This is a genomic window from Naasia lichenicola (genome assembly GCF_004801885.1).
In the GTDB taxonomy this organism is placed as follows: Bacteria; Actinomycetota; Actinomycetes; order Actinomycetales; family Microbacteriaceae; genus Naasia; species Naasia lichenicola.
In genome coordinates, this window is the sequence record NZ_SSSM01000003.1 from 633,932 (window position 1) to 648,533 (window position 14,602).

Genomic DNA, 14,602 nt, shown 5'->3' on the forward strand with positions numbered 1-14,602 from the left:
ATGAAATGGAGAAAGCCCGAGGAACAGTAGTTCCCCGGGCTTTCGCTCAGCTCAGATCGCTCGACGCATAGTCGAGCGGCAACTCAGGCGGCCGAGGCCATCTCGCGGGCCGGCTTGCGAGTCATGGTGGAGAGACGGGCAGTGCGGGCGCTGGTTTCCTTGACCTCCGCGATACGGATGGCCCGGCCGATGCCGAGTCCAAGAACAAGACTGACCGCTACCCAAACGACCGCCACGATTGCGATGACTCCCCAGAAATCCATGTCTTGATCGTGGCAGTTTGTCCCCCGCCGCCCCACCCCCACTGAGAGCGTCGGCATAAATGAGGACATGCCTCGGGCGGGGATCCATTCCGCCCCGTCAAGAGTGTTTCGAGGCCATCACCTGCTGAGGACCGCGGTGATGATCGCCCCTGCACAGATGCTGAGCGCGCACGCACAGGCGAGGAGCAGCCAGTTCGGAGCCCCCTTGGTCTGCCGCTGCCACCAAGGCTTCGGGAGGTAGTGAGAGCGTCGTCGGGCCATGTGGGCACTGTATCCACCGACCGTGAACGAGTCCTAGTAGGGCAGAAAGGCCGATGCCTCAGCAAAGGTGCGGGTTCTTTGTTCCGGTCGAAATTGATCCCGACCTGAGCGAACCTAAAAGAGCGAGAGAATGGCGACCACGCCGCCGACGGCAAGGGCCAGCGCGACCACATAGATGAGGTAGTCGCGGGCTGTGCGCACTCGTCGTCCTCGAGCCGTGTAGCGGATGGCCTTCGTCGATGATGCGCTCATGGAATGACGTTATCCGCGGCACCTAGGAAGTCCCAACAGGCTCGCCGCTTTGCGCAGGTGGCCCCGCAGTCACCTGCTCGGCCCGGTTGCTCGCCTCGGTCGCGGCTGCGTTTGACGCCGAAAATTCAGTCGGCGTACTGCGGGATGAGCCGGCGCAGCAGCTCAGCGGTCTCTGGCCAGCCCTCGACCGCATGGCACTTCACTCCCAGCGCCTTGACCGGGTAGTCGTTGCCGTCGGCGTCCAGACGGTCGCCGACGAACAGCATGTCGTCGAGCGGGATGCCGGTCATCTCCGTCAGCTTCTTCATGCCGTAGGCCTTGTCGATGCCCAGCCGGGTGATGTCCACCGAGGTGGAGCCGCCGGAACGGACCTCGAGGTCGGGCAGGTCAGCGGCCACCGCCGCTCGGAGGCTGTTCTTCCGCTCCCCCGTCGGGTCCCATGCCTTCTTGGCCTCGACGGGCGCCGCCTGGCCGAGCGCGGAGAAGGTCACCTGTGATCCGCGGTCCTCCAGGACTGGTCCCCACGTGTCGGTCTCCCAGAGTCCAAGCTCCTTGGCGCGGGACTCGAGCGAGGTCATGGCGGCGGAGATCTGTTCTGCGGTCAGGTTCTCGGCGTAGACCTCGTTCCACTGGCCGTTCCAGGTGAGGTACTGGGTGCCACAGGTGGGCATGAGGTGCAGTCGACGCAGCTGCTCGGGTGTCGCGTCCGGGAGCTGAGCGATCACCTGGGTCTGGAACTGCCCGATCTGCCCTCCCGAGATGATGCAGACCTCAGCGACGCCGAGCAGCTCGAGCAGCAGTCGTCCCATCTCGGGGTCGATAGCCGTCTTGGAAGGGGCAAGGGTGTCGTCGAGGTCGAACGCCACAAGCGTGGGCGACCAGTCGCCGCTCCACGCGTCGTGGGCGGCGATGGTACGAGAGTCGGTCATGGCAGAATCCTCGGTCATGGTGGCGGCTCAGGAGAGATGCACCTGAAGAACGATCATCTCGCACTCCATGCGCAGACTCACTCAGACGCCACTTCTGGGCAACGCCTGCGAGCTCGAGCGCGCATGGCCGTAGAGGGTTGGCGTCCGAAGTCTCGATCGATCAGAGCAGCGGATGCGCCAGCCCAGAGCCGAAGAGGTAGACGACAGTGGCAGATCCAAGGATCAATGCAAAGAGGGTCGCGAGCAGCCAGCGTGGGGCGCCGCCGGTCTCGTGGATCCACCAGCTGGGTGGGCGGTGGGGATTTCGGGTCATGGAACCAGGATAGAAAGTCCTGGTCAGCGCCAACATGCCCAGTGAAGGGGCCAGTCGCGAGTCAGCTCACTACGAGGAAGCTCGCGCACCCGGCTTCGTTCATCTCTGGATGGCTACCAAAATCACTACCCCGCTCGCTATGAGCGCGAGTCCACTCATCATCAACAGCCACCGCGGAGCGCCTCCGATCGAGACGAGCCACCAGTTCCTCGGCCGCAGCTCCGAGTCAAAATAGCGCGGGTCCGAGTCGCGAGGAGAAACCGGTCCGGCCGGCGCCCCGTCCATCAGGTCAAGATCCTTGGTTCATCGGTCGAGCGCTCGCACGGAGCGATGGAGAAGTGAACAGCGACCACCTCGGCCCTCCTCGAAGATGTCGGAGCCCACGCAGTGCCGCGCGCCTTCGTCCGTGCGAGGACTACGCGTAGGTCGGGGTAGCGACGTCCCGAGGTGCCTCAACGAGCGCAGGGCGGGTCGGCTTGCGGCGGACGACGGTAGCACCGAACGTCACCATGGCTCCCAGACCGATGAGACCGGTCGCTCCCCACGCCAGGATGGCGGGGCTGACACCAGGGTCGACCGCCGACGTCGACGCACCTGCGGAATGCGACTGAACGGCGGATATCGTGACCGCCGTGGCAGCGGCTGGTGCGCCCAGAAGAGCCACGGCGACAAGGGTGATGGCAGGCAGAGAGCGAAGCGACAAGGTCGGAGATCCGTTCGTTCTTTTCGGGAGAACTGGTAGGAGGCAAACTCAAGCGGCATCGATCGAGTGGAGCGGGTGGTATCACCGTAACCGATCATTGCCCCCTGGACGAGGGGCAATGTTACGACGGTGTGATTCTTCGGCGCGTCGCTGCGAATGGGGCGCGTGGGGTGGGGGCAGCGAACGCCCATGCGATCGCGCGCCGCCTAGAAAGGCAGTGACCGTCGGTCGCTTCCCGCTATCTCGCACCCGCAAAGCGATGTGGATCGTTGCACTCGGGGTGACCGATAGATTGACCCAAGAGCATTCGTTCGTATGCGGAGGCCCCTCGTATCGAGCCTCCGACCCGACACGAAGGAGATGGGATCCGCCAGTGACTGCGAGCGCAGGTTCGGAGGAATGACGATAGCGAAGAGCACCGAAGCCGAAGACTGGCGGGCCAGTTATCGGCGGCGGATCGTGATCACCGACACCCTTGCCGTCGCCTGGGCTGTAACGGGCGCGCAGCTCATCACATTCAACGATCGGCTGGCTCTAGCCGCCCAGGATGGGGTCACCTCACTGGCGGTCTCCTATTGGTTGGTTTCGGTCCTCCTCATCGGCGGCTGGATGCTCGCGCTGCACATTGCAGGCAGCCGCGGAGTGCGGGTGATTGGGACCGCAGTATCCGAGTACCAGGCCGTGCTTATCGCCAGCCTGGGGCTCTTCGGGATCGTCGCGATGCTCGCGTACGTGCTCGACGTCGACATCGCCCGCGGCTACCTCATCACTGCGCTCCCGGTAGGGGTAGCCGCCCTGATAATCACCCGTGCCCTGTGGCGGCGCTGGCTCAAGGCCAAACGCCTCGCAGGCGAGTGGTCGTATCAGGTCATGCTCGTCGGCTCCGAGGGAAGCGTCACTCATCTGGCTGAGCAGCTCCGACGCAGCCCTGCGTCCGGGTACCACATCGTCGGCGCGGTGATCCCTCGCAGCCGGCTGGATCACCTCCCCGGCACTCACGTTCCCGTGTGGCCGAACCTTTCGGACCTGCTTCAGCACATGGATGCCACGGGGGCGGACACCGTGGCGGTGGCCAGCAGTGACGACCTTCCCCCGTCCCGGATGCAGGAGTTGAGCTGGAGCCTGGAGCCTGGACGTCGTCATCTTGTGGTGGCTCCTGGCCTCACCGATGTGGGCGGCCCTCGCATTCACATGCGCCCGGTGCTCGGGCTGCCGCTCATTCATGTGGAGACGCCCACGTACAGCGGGCGGAAGCTCTACACGAAACGGGCATTCGACATCGCCGGCTCTTTCATCATCCTGCTTCTGCTGCTGCCGGTCCTCGCCGTAGTGGCTCTGCTCGTACGGATCGACAGCCCCGGACCCGTCTTCTTCGGCCAGCCACGCATCGGCAAGGATGGCACCGAATTCCGCATGCTCAAGTTCCGTTCGATGGTGACGAACGCGGAAGAGCTATTGGCGAAACTTCAATCGGAGAACGAAGGCGCGGGGGTCCTGTTCAAGCTGAAGCAGGACCCACGTGTCACCAAGGTCGGCAGAGTTCTGCGGCGGTTCAGCATCGACGAGCTGCCCCAGCTGCTCAACGTGCTGCGTGGGGAGATGTCGCTCGTCGGCCCCCGACCACCTTTGTTGCGCGAGGTGGAGCAGTACGAGGACAAGGTGCACCGACGCTTCCTGGTCAAGCCGGGCGTCACGGGGCTGTGGCAGGTCAGCGGACGGTCGGATCTCTCCTGGGAGGAGTCAGTGCGGCTCGACCTCTACTACGTCGAGAACTGGACCATGACGGGCGACCTGGTCATCCTCTGGCGCACTGCCCGCGCCGTTGTCGGATCTTCGGGCGCCTATTGAGCGGCCAACGCCCGATAGGCGCTCAACCTGCCCGAAAGATCTCGAGAGAACGCGTCGAGGTCTCGAGGTCTCCAGGTCTCGAGGTCTCGAGGTCTCGAGGTCTCGAGGTCTACGGTCGGCCCATACCGCGGTAAGTCCATCCGGCCGCACGCCACTTCTCGGGGTCGAGGGTGTTGCGTCCGTCGATGATGACCTTGTCCTTCACGAGCTCGCCGATCTCGACCGGGTCGAGCTCGCGGAACTCCTTCCACTCCGTCACGAGCACGACGATGTCCGCGGAGTGCAGGGCGTCCATGGTGTCAGTGGCGAACCCGAGCTGGGGGTGCAGGCGGATCGAGTTAGGGATGGCTTCGGGATCCGTGGCGACCACCTTGGCACCCAGTCCATGCAGCTGCACGGCCACGTCGAGCGCGGGTGAATCGCGCACGTCGTCGGAGTCGGGCTTGAAGGCCAGGCCGAGCACGGCGACCTTCTTCTGGAACACCTGCCCGCCGAGCGACTCGATGACCATGTCGACCGCGCGCTGACGGCGACGGAGGTTGATGGCGTCGATCTCTTTGAGGAAGGCGACGGACTCACCGCGCCCGAGTTCTTCGGCGCGGGCAGCGAAGGCGCGGATGTCCTTCGGGAGGCAGCCGCCCCCGAAGCCGATGCCGGCATTGAGGAAGCGACGGCCGATTCGGGCGTCGTAGCCGATGGCGTCGGCGAGGGCCGTGACGTCGGCTCCAGCGACCTCGGCGATCTCGGCCATGGCGTTGATGAAGGAGATCTTGGTGGCGAGGAAGGCGTTGGCGGAGACCTTAACCAGCTCGGCAGTCGCGTAGTCGGCGACGACGAGAGGCGTCTCGTTCGACAGCGCGGTCGCGTAGACCTCGTCGAGCAGGGCTTTGGCCTTCGGCCCTTCGTTGCCGGCAGGAACGCCGTAGACAAGGCGGTCGGGAGCGATGGTGTCCTTAACGGCGAAGCCCTCGCGCAGGAACTCGGGGTTCCAGGCGAGCATGGCACCGGTCCCCGCGTCCGCGATGCTCTGAGCCAGACGCGCGGCGGTGCCGACTGGAACTGTCGACTTGCCGACGACGAGGTCGCCAGCGGAGAGGTGCGGGATCAGCCCGTCGATGGCCGAGTTGACGTAGGTCATGTCGGCTGCGTTCTCGCCCTTGCGCTGCGGAGTGCCCACGGCGACGAAGTGCACCTTAGCGCCCTTGGCGTCCGCGAGGTCGTTGCTGAACGACAGCCGACCGGAGGCAAGAGCCGACTGCAGGATCTCGTCGAGTCCTGGCTCGAAGAAGGGGGCCTTGCCTGCGGAAAGCGCCGAGATCTTGGCGGGGTCGACGTCGATGCCGACGACCTCGTGGCCGAGCTCGGCCATGCTCGCCGCGTGGACGGCTCCTAGGTAGCCGCAGCCGATGACAGAGAGCTTCATGGGGTTGATTCCTTGGGGGTCAAGAAGGAACGTCACGGCGGTGTGCGGAGTTCTTTCATATCAGAACGCCTAGGAAGCGCCGTCGACGATGGCGAGGGGAGGTCGTGGGTGCGACTGCCAGCGTGTTGCCTCGGCAAATCGCGTTAAATTAGTGTCTAACACTATTCGGCCGATTGGCGCAGGCCCCCAAGATGGTGGCGCGACGCGAGGCACCGATCCTGTACTAGCGGCTTATCGTCAAATCAGATCAGGTTTGGATGTCGTACCTCGCCTGACGTGGAGACATCAGTCCGGTAGCCGGTCAAGCTCCGGCGCCGACTACGCAAGCAGTTAAACCACACAAAATTCCGGGAACACCAGACTTCCTCAAGCAGCAGGTGCGTCAATTACCTCGCGCTGTACGAGGAACTCCCGCAGCACAGGCGCAATCCGCCGAGCATAGGCTGCCGTGATGTGGGCGGCATCCAACTTCACCGGGAATGATCCGACGAATGCAGGACACTGTCCGCCAACGCAATACCACATTTGAGGATCGATGAACGTTGCGCCAATTCTCTTCGCCAAGCCCCGGTCGGCATCGGCATACTGATCGGGCACCTCACTTATGCAGTCAGCCGGGTGACTGATGGGGGTGTAACACTCCGCGACGTTCTTGTCGGACGGAGGCCCGGGAAGCACAACGAACTTGGTTGCCGGCGAGGAAACCTTCGCGACCTCCGAGGCGGCGTTACTCGCCGTGAGGATCCCACTGATGAAAACGAGATCTGGCTGAAGCCGATTTATCGCCTCCACCGCCTCATCCGGGCGCTGCCCGCACCCCTCCCTCGTCCCCTGATCGCTTTCGGGAAGAATGCTGTAGTCCGCGAAGGGACATCCAAACATGCCGTACGGAATCACTCTCCACCCACTATCACCAAGCGCAGTTCGAAGCGTCTCGATGTAGGTCATACTTATCGAGCTTCCGACCGCGACTATCGTCCGCGGCCCTTGTGCATTTCCAAAGATGCATTCGGACTCAACGGAGGTTATGAAGCCACAAGGAAGGATCTCCTTGGGTGTCTGCAGCCCCGCAATAACCTCGTCCAATGTCGGATCCAAATCTGGCCAATCTGTTGCTCGTAGCGCAGACGCGACCTCGTTTTGTAGCGAGGCCAGTTCTGGCTGATCCGCCAGTGGGTCGTCCTGATCACCGGCTTGCGGAACGAACCGCGGAACATTGGCTGTCACGGGAGTCTGCTGGTGAACAGCGCCAGCCACCAATGCGACAATGACTAGGCCCGCGAAACTTAACGCGGTGAGCCTATAGCGAAGGGTAAAAACGGACACCTCCGTATTCCTGCGCTTTCGCCGCCGCCTTGATCCAGCCCGAACTAGCCTGGGCTTCCGCAACAGAAATTTAGATCGGCGTATGGGGTCCTCGAGAAGGTGAAAACTGTAAACGGATAAAGTACCGAACACCGCGAGACACATCATGTTCTGTATAAACCCTCCTCCAACGAGGGTCTGGAAGAAGATGATTACCGGGAAGTGCCACAGGTATAACGAATAGGATATGTCCCCGATATAACGGGACACAGGATTCACTAGCGGCCAGATCCGAGGCCCGTGGTCGCCAGAACCAGCAATGATAATTGACGCCGTGGCCAAAACAGGCAAGGCGGCCCACGGAACAGGGAAAGCCGAAGCCTCACTAATGACGATAAGAGAAGCAATCAAGCCAGCAAAGCCAAGCCATCCCAACCACGCACGAAATCGAGCCGACGGCCCTGTAAGCATCGCTCCCGAAACCGCTAATAGCGCACCCACGCCGAGCTCCCAGGTGCGCGTGATTGTGGAAAAATAGGCGACAGTGGGTCGGAACTGTGTCTCCCACGCCCCCCACGCGAAGGTAGTCGCAATTAGGAGAATCATAATCGCGGTTAGAACCGTCCGCGCCTGTATGCTTCCACGACTCCTTCGCTTCTTAACCAGAAAGAACACCAGTAACATCAACCACGGCCAAATGAAATAGAACTGCTCTTCCACGGCGAGTGACCAAAAATGCTGCAACGGCGACTCCGGGCCTGTCGCCTGAAAATAGTCAGTACCCACAGATGCGTAGCGCCAATTCGCTACGAAAAAGAACGACGCGAGCGCGTCCAAGGCTGTACTTGAAAGCCGATCCGCGTTGAAAAGAAAGCGAGCGGCAAGGATCGTGCTCAGCAAAACCAGCGTCGCGGCGGGCGCGATTCGCCTTAATCGATTTCGGTAAAACCCCTTGAACGAGATCGAACCGGTACGCTCGTGTTCGCGCAAGAGCAGGCTCGTAATCAAGTACCCGGATATCACAAAGAAGACATCCACTCCTACAAACCCACCCGCGGGCCAGCCCAGGAGGTGATCCAAGATCACGGCCACTACGGCGAAAGCCCGAAGTCCTTGAATATCACCTCGAAACCCATGCTTACCGGCACGCTCAGGCGCCACCGTGGTGACCGGGGCGATGGGCGCAGCGGGGGCGACGGGCGGAGCGGGGGTTGTTGATGACATGCGACATCCTGAGGTCCGGGATCGCAATATTATCGCTGCCGCGAAAAGTCGAGAAGGCTTGTCCCGAAAGTCGAGCACTCAAAAAGTCGAGCACTCAAAAGTCGAGCACCGCTCAGGGTAGACGCTGGAGCGACGCGCGAAGAGTGGCTACCGATTGTCTTAGTGAAAATGACCATTCCTCTGCGGCGACACCCTGATTTCAGGCCGCGTGCAGTGGCGCCTTATGGTCAAGCGCTGCTCTGCTCGGAGAGTGCGGGATCGGCAGTCCAGCGACGACCCGATGGCCTCTCATGACGAGCGCCACGCCTCGGCCGCCCTCCGACCGCGACCTCCTTCGCGGGCGGCCCACACCTCAACACGCAACTCGCCTTGAGTAACCGAGTCCTTGTTCCGCTGTCTCACGAGCGACTCTCTTCCCGGAAAATCCAACTGGCGCCGCGCCGCTCGTCTGTTCGAGGTATAGGCCGTCAACGATGCCCTCCCCCTCCGCCCACGCCCACGCCCCGCCATCCCCTTCACCTTGCGCCGTCCCCTTCACGTTCACCTTCGCCTTCGCCTTCGCCTTCGCCTTCGTTCTTACCCTCGACTCCACCGTCCTCCGAGTTGCCGAAGCCCTCCCGGTCGAGTTCGCGATACTCCTTGTTCCCTGCCCATCGGCACCGGCATCGCATCGGCATCGGCATCGGCATCGGCATCGGCATCGGCATCGGCATCGATGGTCTCGGGACGAAGCCGAACTGCGTGGCCGTGGGAATTGAGTTGAGGTTGGCCTCAGGTCGGCGATGACATTCGCGCCAAGTCACTACAGCAACAAGGCGCCGGCAATTTGCGGAAGTCGTCGAAGTCAAGCTTGAACGCTAGGCCGAGGAAACCGCCTTCTACTCAAACTCTGACCACCATGCGGCGATCCGTGCGAGGGCAGTCATGGCAGCACCTGCGACCTCCGCGATCCCAGCCACCACCGCCTTGATGAATAAGATCCTGGTGGCGAGATGCACGTCGCCGCGAGACTCACCAACTCCACGATCACTTAGTCCGCGATAACCAGAGGCGTACCGTTGAAAAGCGCCAGCCTTGATGCCCCTGGCTAGCTAGCGACTAGGCGGTCGGGAGAGCTGGTGTCTCCAACTGGGAACCCTTCGCAGAGTAACTCGAGGGCCAGGCATGCGAGGGCGAGCAGCAATGCCACCGGGCACGATCGAAGTGACCCGGACCAGGTCCCAATCGGATAGGTACGGGATGAGCCCGTCGACCGCGGACCCAACCAGGTCGCGGGAGCGGCGTCCTCTCTTGCCTCGCAGCGCCGACGGCGACGAATGGGCACCGATTGGAACCGCAAGGGCCGATGGGGACGCACAAAGAGTGTCAGCAAATGCATCCCCCGCCTCCATGCTAACTTTTCGCACGGGTCTCAGTATTGACAAAAGAACACCGCGACCCGGTTCTCGCCCCAGTGACAAGGCGGCGCGGCTACCGGGCTCGAATTATCTATCCAAGCGCCACCCCTGACCACACACGGCCCACTCACCTCTCGGAGGAAAGCACCCCTTGGAATCACAAGCGAGCATCGACAGGACATCCCCAGAAGCCCAAACCATTGTGCTTAGCTGGGTCAAGTATCACGGGCGCTCCGCAGGAATCGCAAAAGGCCTCCGTGGTACCGCTCTCTTCCCTCCGGACGAGATAATGAACTTGAAGGTCCCTAGCCGATATGTGCAACTCGCAAAATGGACCAATACGACACTAAAGGAGACATCGGCAAAACTGATAATCGTGATGATGCCGCCGTCGTTTCTCGTGTTCGCCGTCAAGCTATGGACGCCCAGGACGACGAGAGTGGTAGGGGATCTTCACTCAGCTGCATTGAGGGGCGCCCGCTGGGGTTGGCTCCGAGGGCTTGCCTTTTGGAGTTTGCGGCGTGATGGCGCAATCGTCACAAACCAGGAGGACGCAAGACTCCTTGCGCTTCACCGTGTGAACTCAGTGATTCTTCACGATGACATCAGTATTGCGAGAATCGAACTCAAGCACAAAAAATCTGCCATCCGCACGGTGGTCTTCCCCGCCAGCTACGCTCCGGACGAACCCATTCCAGCCATACTGGACGCCTGCAGGCTTTTGCCCGACATTCGTTTTGTATTCACAGGCAAAGCTCCAAACGCACTTCGCGACAACTTGCCGGCTAACACTACCGTCACCGGATTCTTGGCCTATGAGGACCTTATCGAGCTGTTGTCAACCGCAGATTCTATTCTAGCCATCACTACGAGAAACTTCACGATGCAGCGCGCAGGGTACGAAGCTTTTTCCCTGGGCGTACCTCAAGTCACGTCAAATTTCCCGGTGCTTCGAGAGTTCTACGAGGATACGGCCAGCTATTGCAACCCGACCGAACCCGAGAGCATTCGGGACGCCATCATGGACTCCCTCGCCCGGACGACTACGATTAAAGCAGATATCGAACACCTACGAGGTCGGCGCATTTCCGAACAAAGGGCGACATACGATGCGATACTCGCTAAGGCTTAATCGAGGCTTTCAGGCGGGATATTTACCCGGATGCATTTCGCCTTGCCTGCGAGCGAAGTTCTTCATCTTCGAGGCGAACCTAATACCCTTGGGCATTGAGACAATAACGGCAAGCGGCAGGAGTGCAGATGGCCAAAGTATAGCGCGGTCAACGAATCCAAGGTTTAGTTCAAGAATACCTGACAGCAGGAAGGCCACGATGTAAAGCGCGGCAGGCATCGAGCGATGTGAGGCAGACCGGATCGCCAACTTCATTGCAATAAAGAGCATCGCAAGCACCGCGATAGAAAGAACCACTCCTCCAGTGGCCAGCAATTGAAGCCACTGATTATGAGCATGAAAGACATACTGATTTGCCGTAGAACCGAAATCGCTATCTGTTCCGGTTATAACAGTGAACCACCGCGAGCCCATGCCAAGGATTGGGGACTCGGCGACGTAACTTAGCGTGGTGGCCCAGATATGCCCTCTGCCAGTAAACGCTCGCGCATCTCCAGAGAAGAAGAACGGCACAAGTAACGAAACTATCAGCGCGATCGTCCCAACAACCCAGGCCAGCCTCCTTCGAGATGTGTCCGAGTCGATGAGTACGAGGAGCAGCGCAAGCACTGCAATCACGATCATCGTGATGAGCGAAGATCTAGATCCGGTCCATACGATTGCGAAGACGACGAGAACGACTCCGAGGACCCTGCCGAACCGCGTCTTCAGGTAAAGCATTAGCGGTAGTAGCAGCACCAAAAACTGGCCCAGATTATTCCCAGAAAAGTAGACGCCGGACAAAAGGGATCCGAACAGCAGTGCCTTCTCCGAAGCTATGAACTGACCCGTCGTGATTGTCTCCAGGCCCGAATTTGGAAACATTGAACCGAGGATGACTGAGATCGCTGCTACCGCGATCGCGCAACGCGCGATGACCCGTAACCCAGACTCTCCCAATCGGGCCCGCCAGATCGCCACGCACAGCAATGGATAAAGTAGCGATTGTGGAGACGGAATTATCCGGTGCCCGAAGAAGTCAAAGACTGTTAACAACAGCCAAGGAATCAGCAAAACGACAATCCCCGCGACTGCTGGGGCAGTAGAGGCGGAACGGCGCTGTCGTCGCACGATCAGGTACACGCAAAGAATGATGGCGACCAAGCTAATGATGGTGCGCGTTAACGATGCTTGGGCCGAATCAACCACGCTGGCCCCAACGATTCTTGCTGAAGCTCCTCCTAGAAACTTCTGGATGATGTTGGGGACGAACACGAGCGCGAACATGGCGACGATGACCGCTACGGCAGGCAGGTCGCGTCGGTGGGCCCCGCCGTCAACCGTGTCCGATACTGATCGCGCCCCGTTCTGAGCATCGATGTCAGCCCCGCTCGACGGCACTCCTAGCATGATCCTCGAGACACTACACGAAGACTTCTCTCGTAATCGGCGCCCACAGGAACTATGTGAAGTCGCAATAGTCCTTCATCTCATCCATCGTGACACTGCGGCCGAGAGCTGATGACGAGCGCTAGGGTTGTAGATCGACGCTGAATGAGCAGGTCATTGCCAGCGAAGTAGCGGGATCGAAGTTGCCGACAAATTGGAGGTTCGGTAACTTCGACAACGGATGACCCAGAGTTGCGCCGGATTGCGGTACCGTGTTGCGAAGGCGCGCTTCCCCGGGCCGTAAGTTCCACGCTCGTAGGCGAGTACCCCACACTCGAGTTCCTCACGTCGCGTGCTTGCGAAAGGATCGCTGCTCTTGCTAGCGCAAGCACCCCGCTACCTCCTGGTGTCATCAGGCGGCGGCCATCTAAAGCAGTTGTTCGAGTATGCACGTCGACTTGAAATCGACCCTGCCGATCAGGATTGGGTAACGTTCGACACGGGACTAAGCAGAACGCTTCTTTCAGGGAGACGCCGGGTATTCGCACGCTACGCCGCGCCACGGGACTTGCCCAACATTTTTCGAAATTTTGCGCTGGCATTCCGCGTGCTTCGGTCCTCAAGATATGCAGTTGCGATTAGTACAGGTGCCAGCCTGGCTGTCTGTTTCCTGCCACTGGCTCGAGTAATGGGCGTCCGGACAATTTACATTGAGAGCGCTGCCCGCGCTACAGGTCCTTCACTCACCGGGAAGATAGTCGCCGCTATCCCCGGTATCGAGACATTCAATCAATATCCTGCCTGGGCAACCGACAAGTGGCGCTATATCGGGTCGATTTTTGACCGATTCGCTCGAGCAGCGGATGCAAAAACCGAGATCAAGAAAGTAGTAGTCAGCGTCGGGACAACGGAGTCCTACGGGTTTCGGACACTTTTCGAGCGCCTCGAACCGTTGCTTGCTGACGTGGACGTGACGTGGCAGACGGGAGTGACGGACCTAACCGGGTTGGATATCGACGGCCGACCAAACATCCAGTCCGCCGAGCTCAGCCGTCTCGTGGCTGAAGCGGACCTCGTGATCTCGCATGCCGGAACCGGCGCCGCCCTAACGGCGCTTGAGAACGGCAAGATCCCGCTGCTGGTTCCCCGCCGCAAGTCGCGGGGTGAACACGTGGACGACCATCAGGCGCAGATCGCCGATGACCTGGTCATGAGAAACCTAGCCATATCGGCCGAGGCGGACGACATAAACCTTATACACATGAACGCCGCGGCAGAAGGTAGGGTCTCCGCCGTTCTACCACCGACGATTTCGCTCCAACTCCACGACACTCGCAGCTTGACATCCAATGACTGACGTTTCGGGAATCGATGTTGTGATCACGCACTATCGGTCACTCGACGATTTGCGAGAAAACCTCCACGCGCTACGCAAACTCGGGTCAGCCCACGTTCGATCGGTGGTTGTCAGCGACAGCGCAGCCACAGGCGAGGCTCGCTCCATTGTCCGAGATGAGTATCCGACCGCGACTTACATACCTTTCACTCATAACGTTGGATATGCACGATTGGTGAATGCAGGCATCCTCAGCACAAGCTCTCCATACGTTCTCGTGCTCAACGCCGACGTGTCGTTAGCTCCGGGAGGCATCGAGGGGCTGGTTGGCGCGCTCGATTCCGACCCGGGTTTGGGGGTGGTTGGCCCCCAAGTATCTAACGAAGACGGGTCGCGGCAGGAGACTGCCTTCTCGTTCTACCGCCCCCTTACCTTCCTCGCGAGGCGCACTCGCTTCGGGACAACACGACTGGGACGCATGGAACTAGACCGTTTCACGAACGCAGCGCGAGTCGCTTCTTCGATATCGAGCCAGTCGCGCATGGACGTTGATTGGGTCATGGGGTGTGCGTTCGCGATTCGCCGATCCGCCCTAGTTTCGGTCGGATTGATGGACACTCGCTTTTTTATGTACTTTGAGGACGTTGATCTTTGTCTTCGTATGTGGCGCGACGGATGGAGGGTAAGTTACGAGCCAAATGCTCGTGCGCTTCACTCTTGGGGTAGAGCATCTAAAGGGGGCTTTGCCGCACTATTGATAAACCCGATGGCTCGACGTCACGTCGCTTCTGCTGTTCGCTTCTACCGGAAGCATGGATGGACGGGCGGCACGCGGCATGCAATCTGAC

Annotated in this window: 13 protein-coding genes; 4 read left to right on the forward strand and 9 right to left on the reverse strand. The window is 60.5% G+C overall.

Annotated elements, in window-relative coordinates; translation table 11 throughout:
• Window positions 1-83: 83 nt before the first annotated feature.
• From E6C64_RS08150 to E6C64_RS08160, 5 genes are all read right to left on the reverse strand, one after another.
• Window positions 84-263 carry a hypothetical protein gene (locus E6C64_RS08150; protein WP_136427122.1) on the reverse strand — a complete coding sequence of 60 codons (180 nt, stop codon included), beginning with the start codon at window positions 261-263 and terminating at the stop codon, window positions 84-86.
• Window positions 264-638: 375 nt separating this feature from the next.
• Window positions 639-776, reverse strand: a complete 138-nt coding sequence (locus E6C64_RS18980; RefSeq protein ID WP_158437802.1) for a hypothetical protein — start codon at window positions 774-776, stop codon at window positions 639-641.
• 125 nt (window positions 777-901) lie between these two features.
• Window positions 902-1,705: an HAD-IIB family hydrolase gene (locus E6C64_RS08155; protein ID WP_199240991.1), complete on the reverse strand. Its 804-nt coding sequence runs from the start codon at window positions 1,703-1,705 to the stop codon at window positions 902-904.
• A gap of 160 nt (window positions 1,706-1,865) precedes the next feature.
• On the reverse strand, window positions 1,866-2,018 hold the full coding sequence (locus E6C64_RS18985; RefSeq protein WP_158437803.1) for a hypothetical protein: 153 nt from the start codon (window positions 2,016-2,018) through the stop codon (window positions 1,866-1,868).
• Window positions 2,019-2,433: 415 nt separating this feature from the next.
• Window positions 2,434-2,721: a hypothetical protein gene (locus E6C64_RS08160; protein WP_136427124.1), complete on the reverse strand. Its 288-nt coding sequence runs from the start codon at window positions 2,719-2,721 to the stop codon at window positions 2,434-2,436.
• Window positions 2,722-3,120: 399 nt separating this feature from the next.
• On the opposite strand from E6C64_RS08160, the gene E6C64_RS08165 reads away from it, so the two are divergent.
• A complete protein-coding gene (locus E6C64_RS08165; RefSeq protein ID WP_136427125.1) occupies window positions 3,121-4,569 on the forward strand; it encodes a sugar transferase in 1,449 nt (482 codons plus the stop codon).
• Between the two features lie 109 nt (window positions 4,570-4,678).
• Here the strand turns inward: E6C64_RS08165 and E6C64_RS08170 are convergent, their stop codons facing one another.
• The 3 genes from E6C64_RS08170 to E6C64_RS19205 all read right to left on the reverse strand — a co-directional run bounded on the left by E6C64_RS08170 (window position 4,679) and on the right by E6C64_RS19205 (window position 9,228).
• Window positions 4,679-5,992, reverse strand: coding sequence for a UDP-glucose dehydrogenase family protein (locus tag E6C64_RS08170; RefSeq protein WP_136427126.1), 1,314 nt, complete (start codon window positions 5,990-5,992; stop codon window positions 4,679-4,681).
• A 366-nt stretch (window positions 5,993-6,358) separates the two neighbouring features.
• On the reverse strand, window positions 6,359-8,521 hold the full coding sequence (locus E6C64_RS08175) for an acyltransferase family protein (protein ID WP_136427127.1): 2,163 nt from the start codon (window positions 8,519-8,521) through the stop codon (window positions 6,359-6,361).
• 515 nt (window positions 8,522-9,036) lie between these two features.
• A complete protein-coding gene (locus E6C64_RS19205) occupies window positions 9,037-9,228 on the reverse strand; it encodes a hypothetical protein (RefSeq protein ID WP_199240992.1) in 192 nt (63 codons plus the stop codon).
• Between the two features lie 841 nt (window positions 9,229-10,069).
• Here E6C64_RS19205 and E6C64_RS08180 point away from each other — a divergent pair.
• Window positions 10,070-11,050 (forward strand): glycosyltransferase, encoded by a 981-nt coding sequence (locus E6C64_RS08180; protein WP_136427128.1) that lies wholly within the window; start codon window positions 10,070-10,072, stop codon window positions 11,048-11,050.
• A 9-nt stretch (window positions 11,051-11,059) separates the two neighbouring features.
• Here the strand turns inward: E6C64_RS08180 and E6C64_RS08185 are convergent, their stop codons facing one another.
• Window positions 11,060-12,430, reverse strand: a complete 1,371-nt coding sequence (locus tag E6C64_RS08185; RefSeq protein WP_158437804.1) for an O-antigen ligase family protein — start codon at window positions 12,428-12,430, stop codon at window positions 11,060-11,062.
• A 364-nt stretch (window positions 12,431-12,794) separates the two neighbouring features.
• Here E6C64_RS08185 and E6C64_RS08190 point away from each other — a divergent pair, with 364 nt between their 5' ends.
• Window positions 12,795-13,775 (forward strand): glycosyltransferase, encoded by a 981-nt coding sequence (locus E6C64_RS08190; protein ID WP_136427130.1) that lies wholly within the window; start codon window positions 12,795-12,797, stop codon window positions 13,773-13,775.
• Window positions 13,768-14,601 (forward strand): glycosyltransferase family 2 protein, encoded by an 834-nt coding sequence (locus E6C64_RS19570; RefSeq protein WP_136427131.1) that lies wholly within the window; start codon window positions 13,768-13,770, stop codon window positions 14,599-14,601. The genes E6C64_RS08190 and E6C64_RS19570 overlap by 8 nt, the downstream gene beginning before the upstream one ends.
• The last annotated feature ends 1 nt before the right edge of the window (window position 14,602 follow it).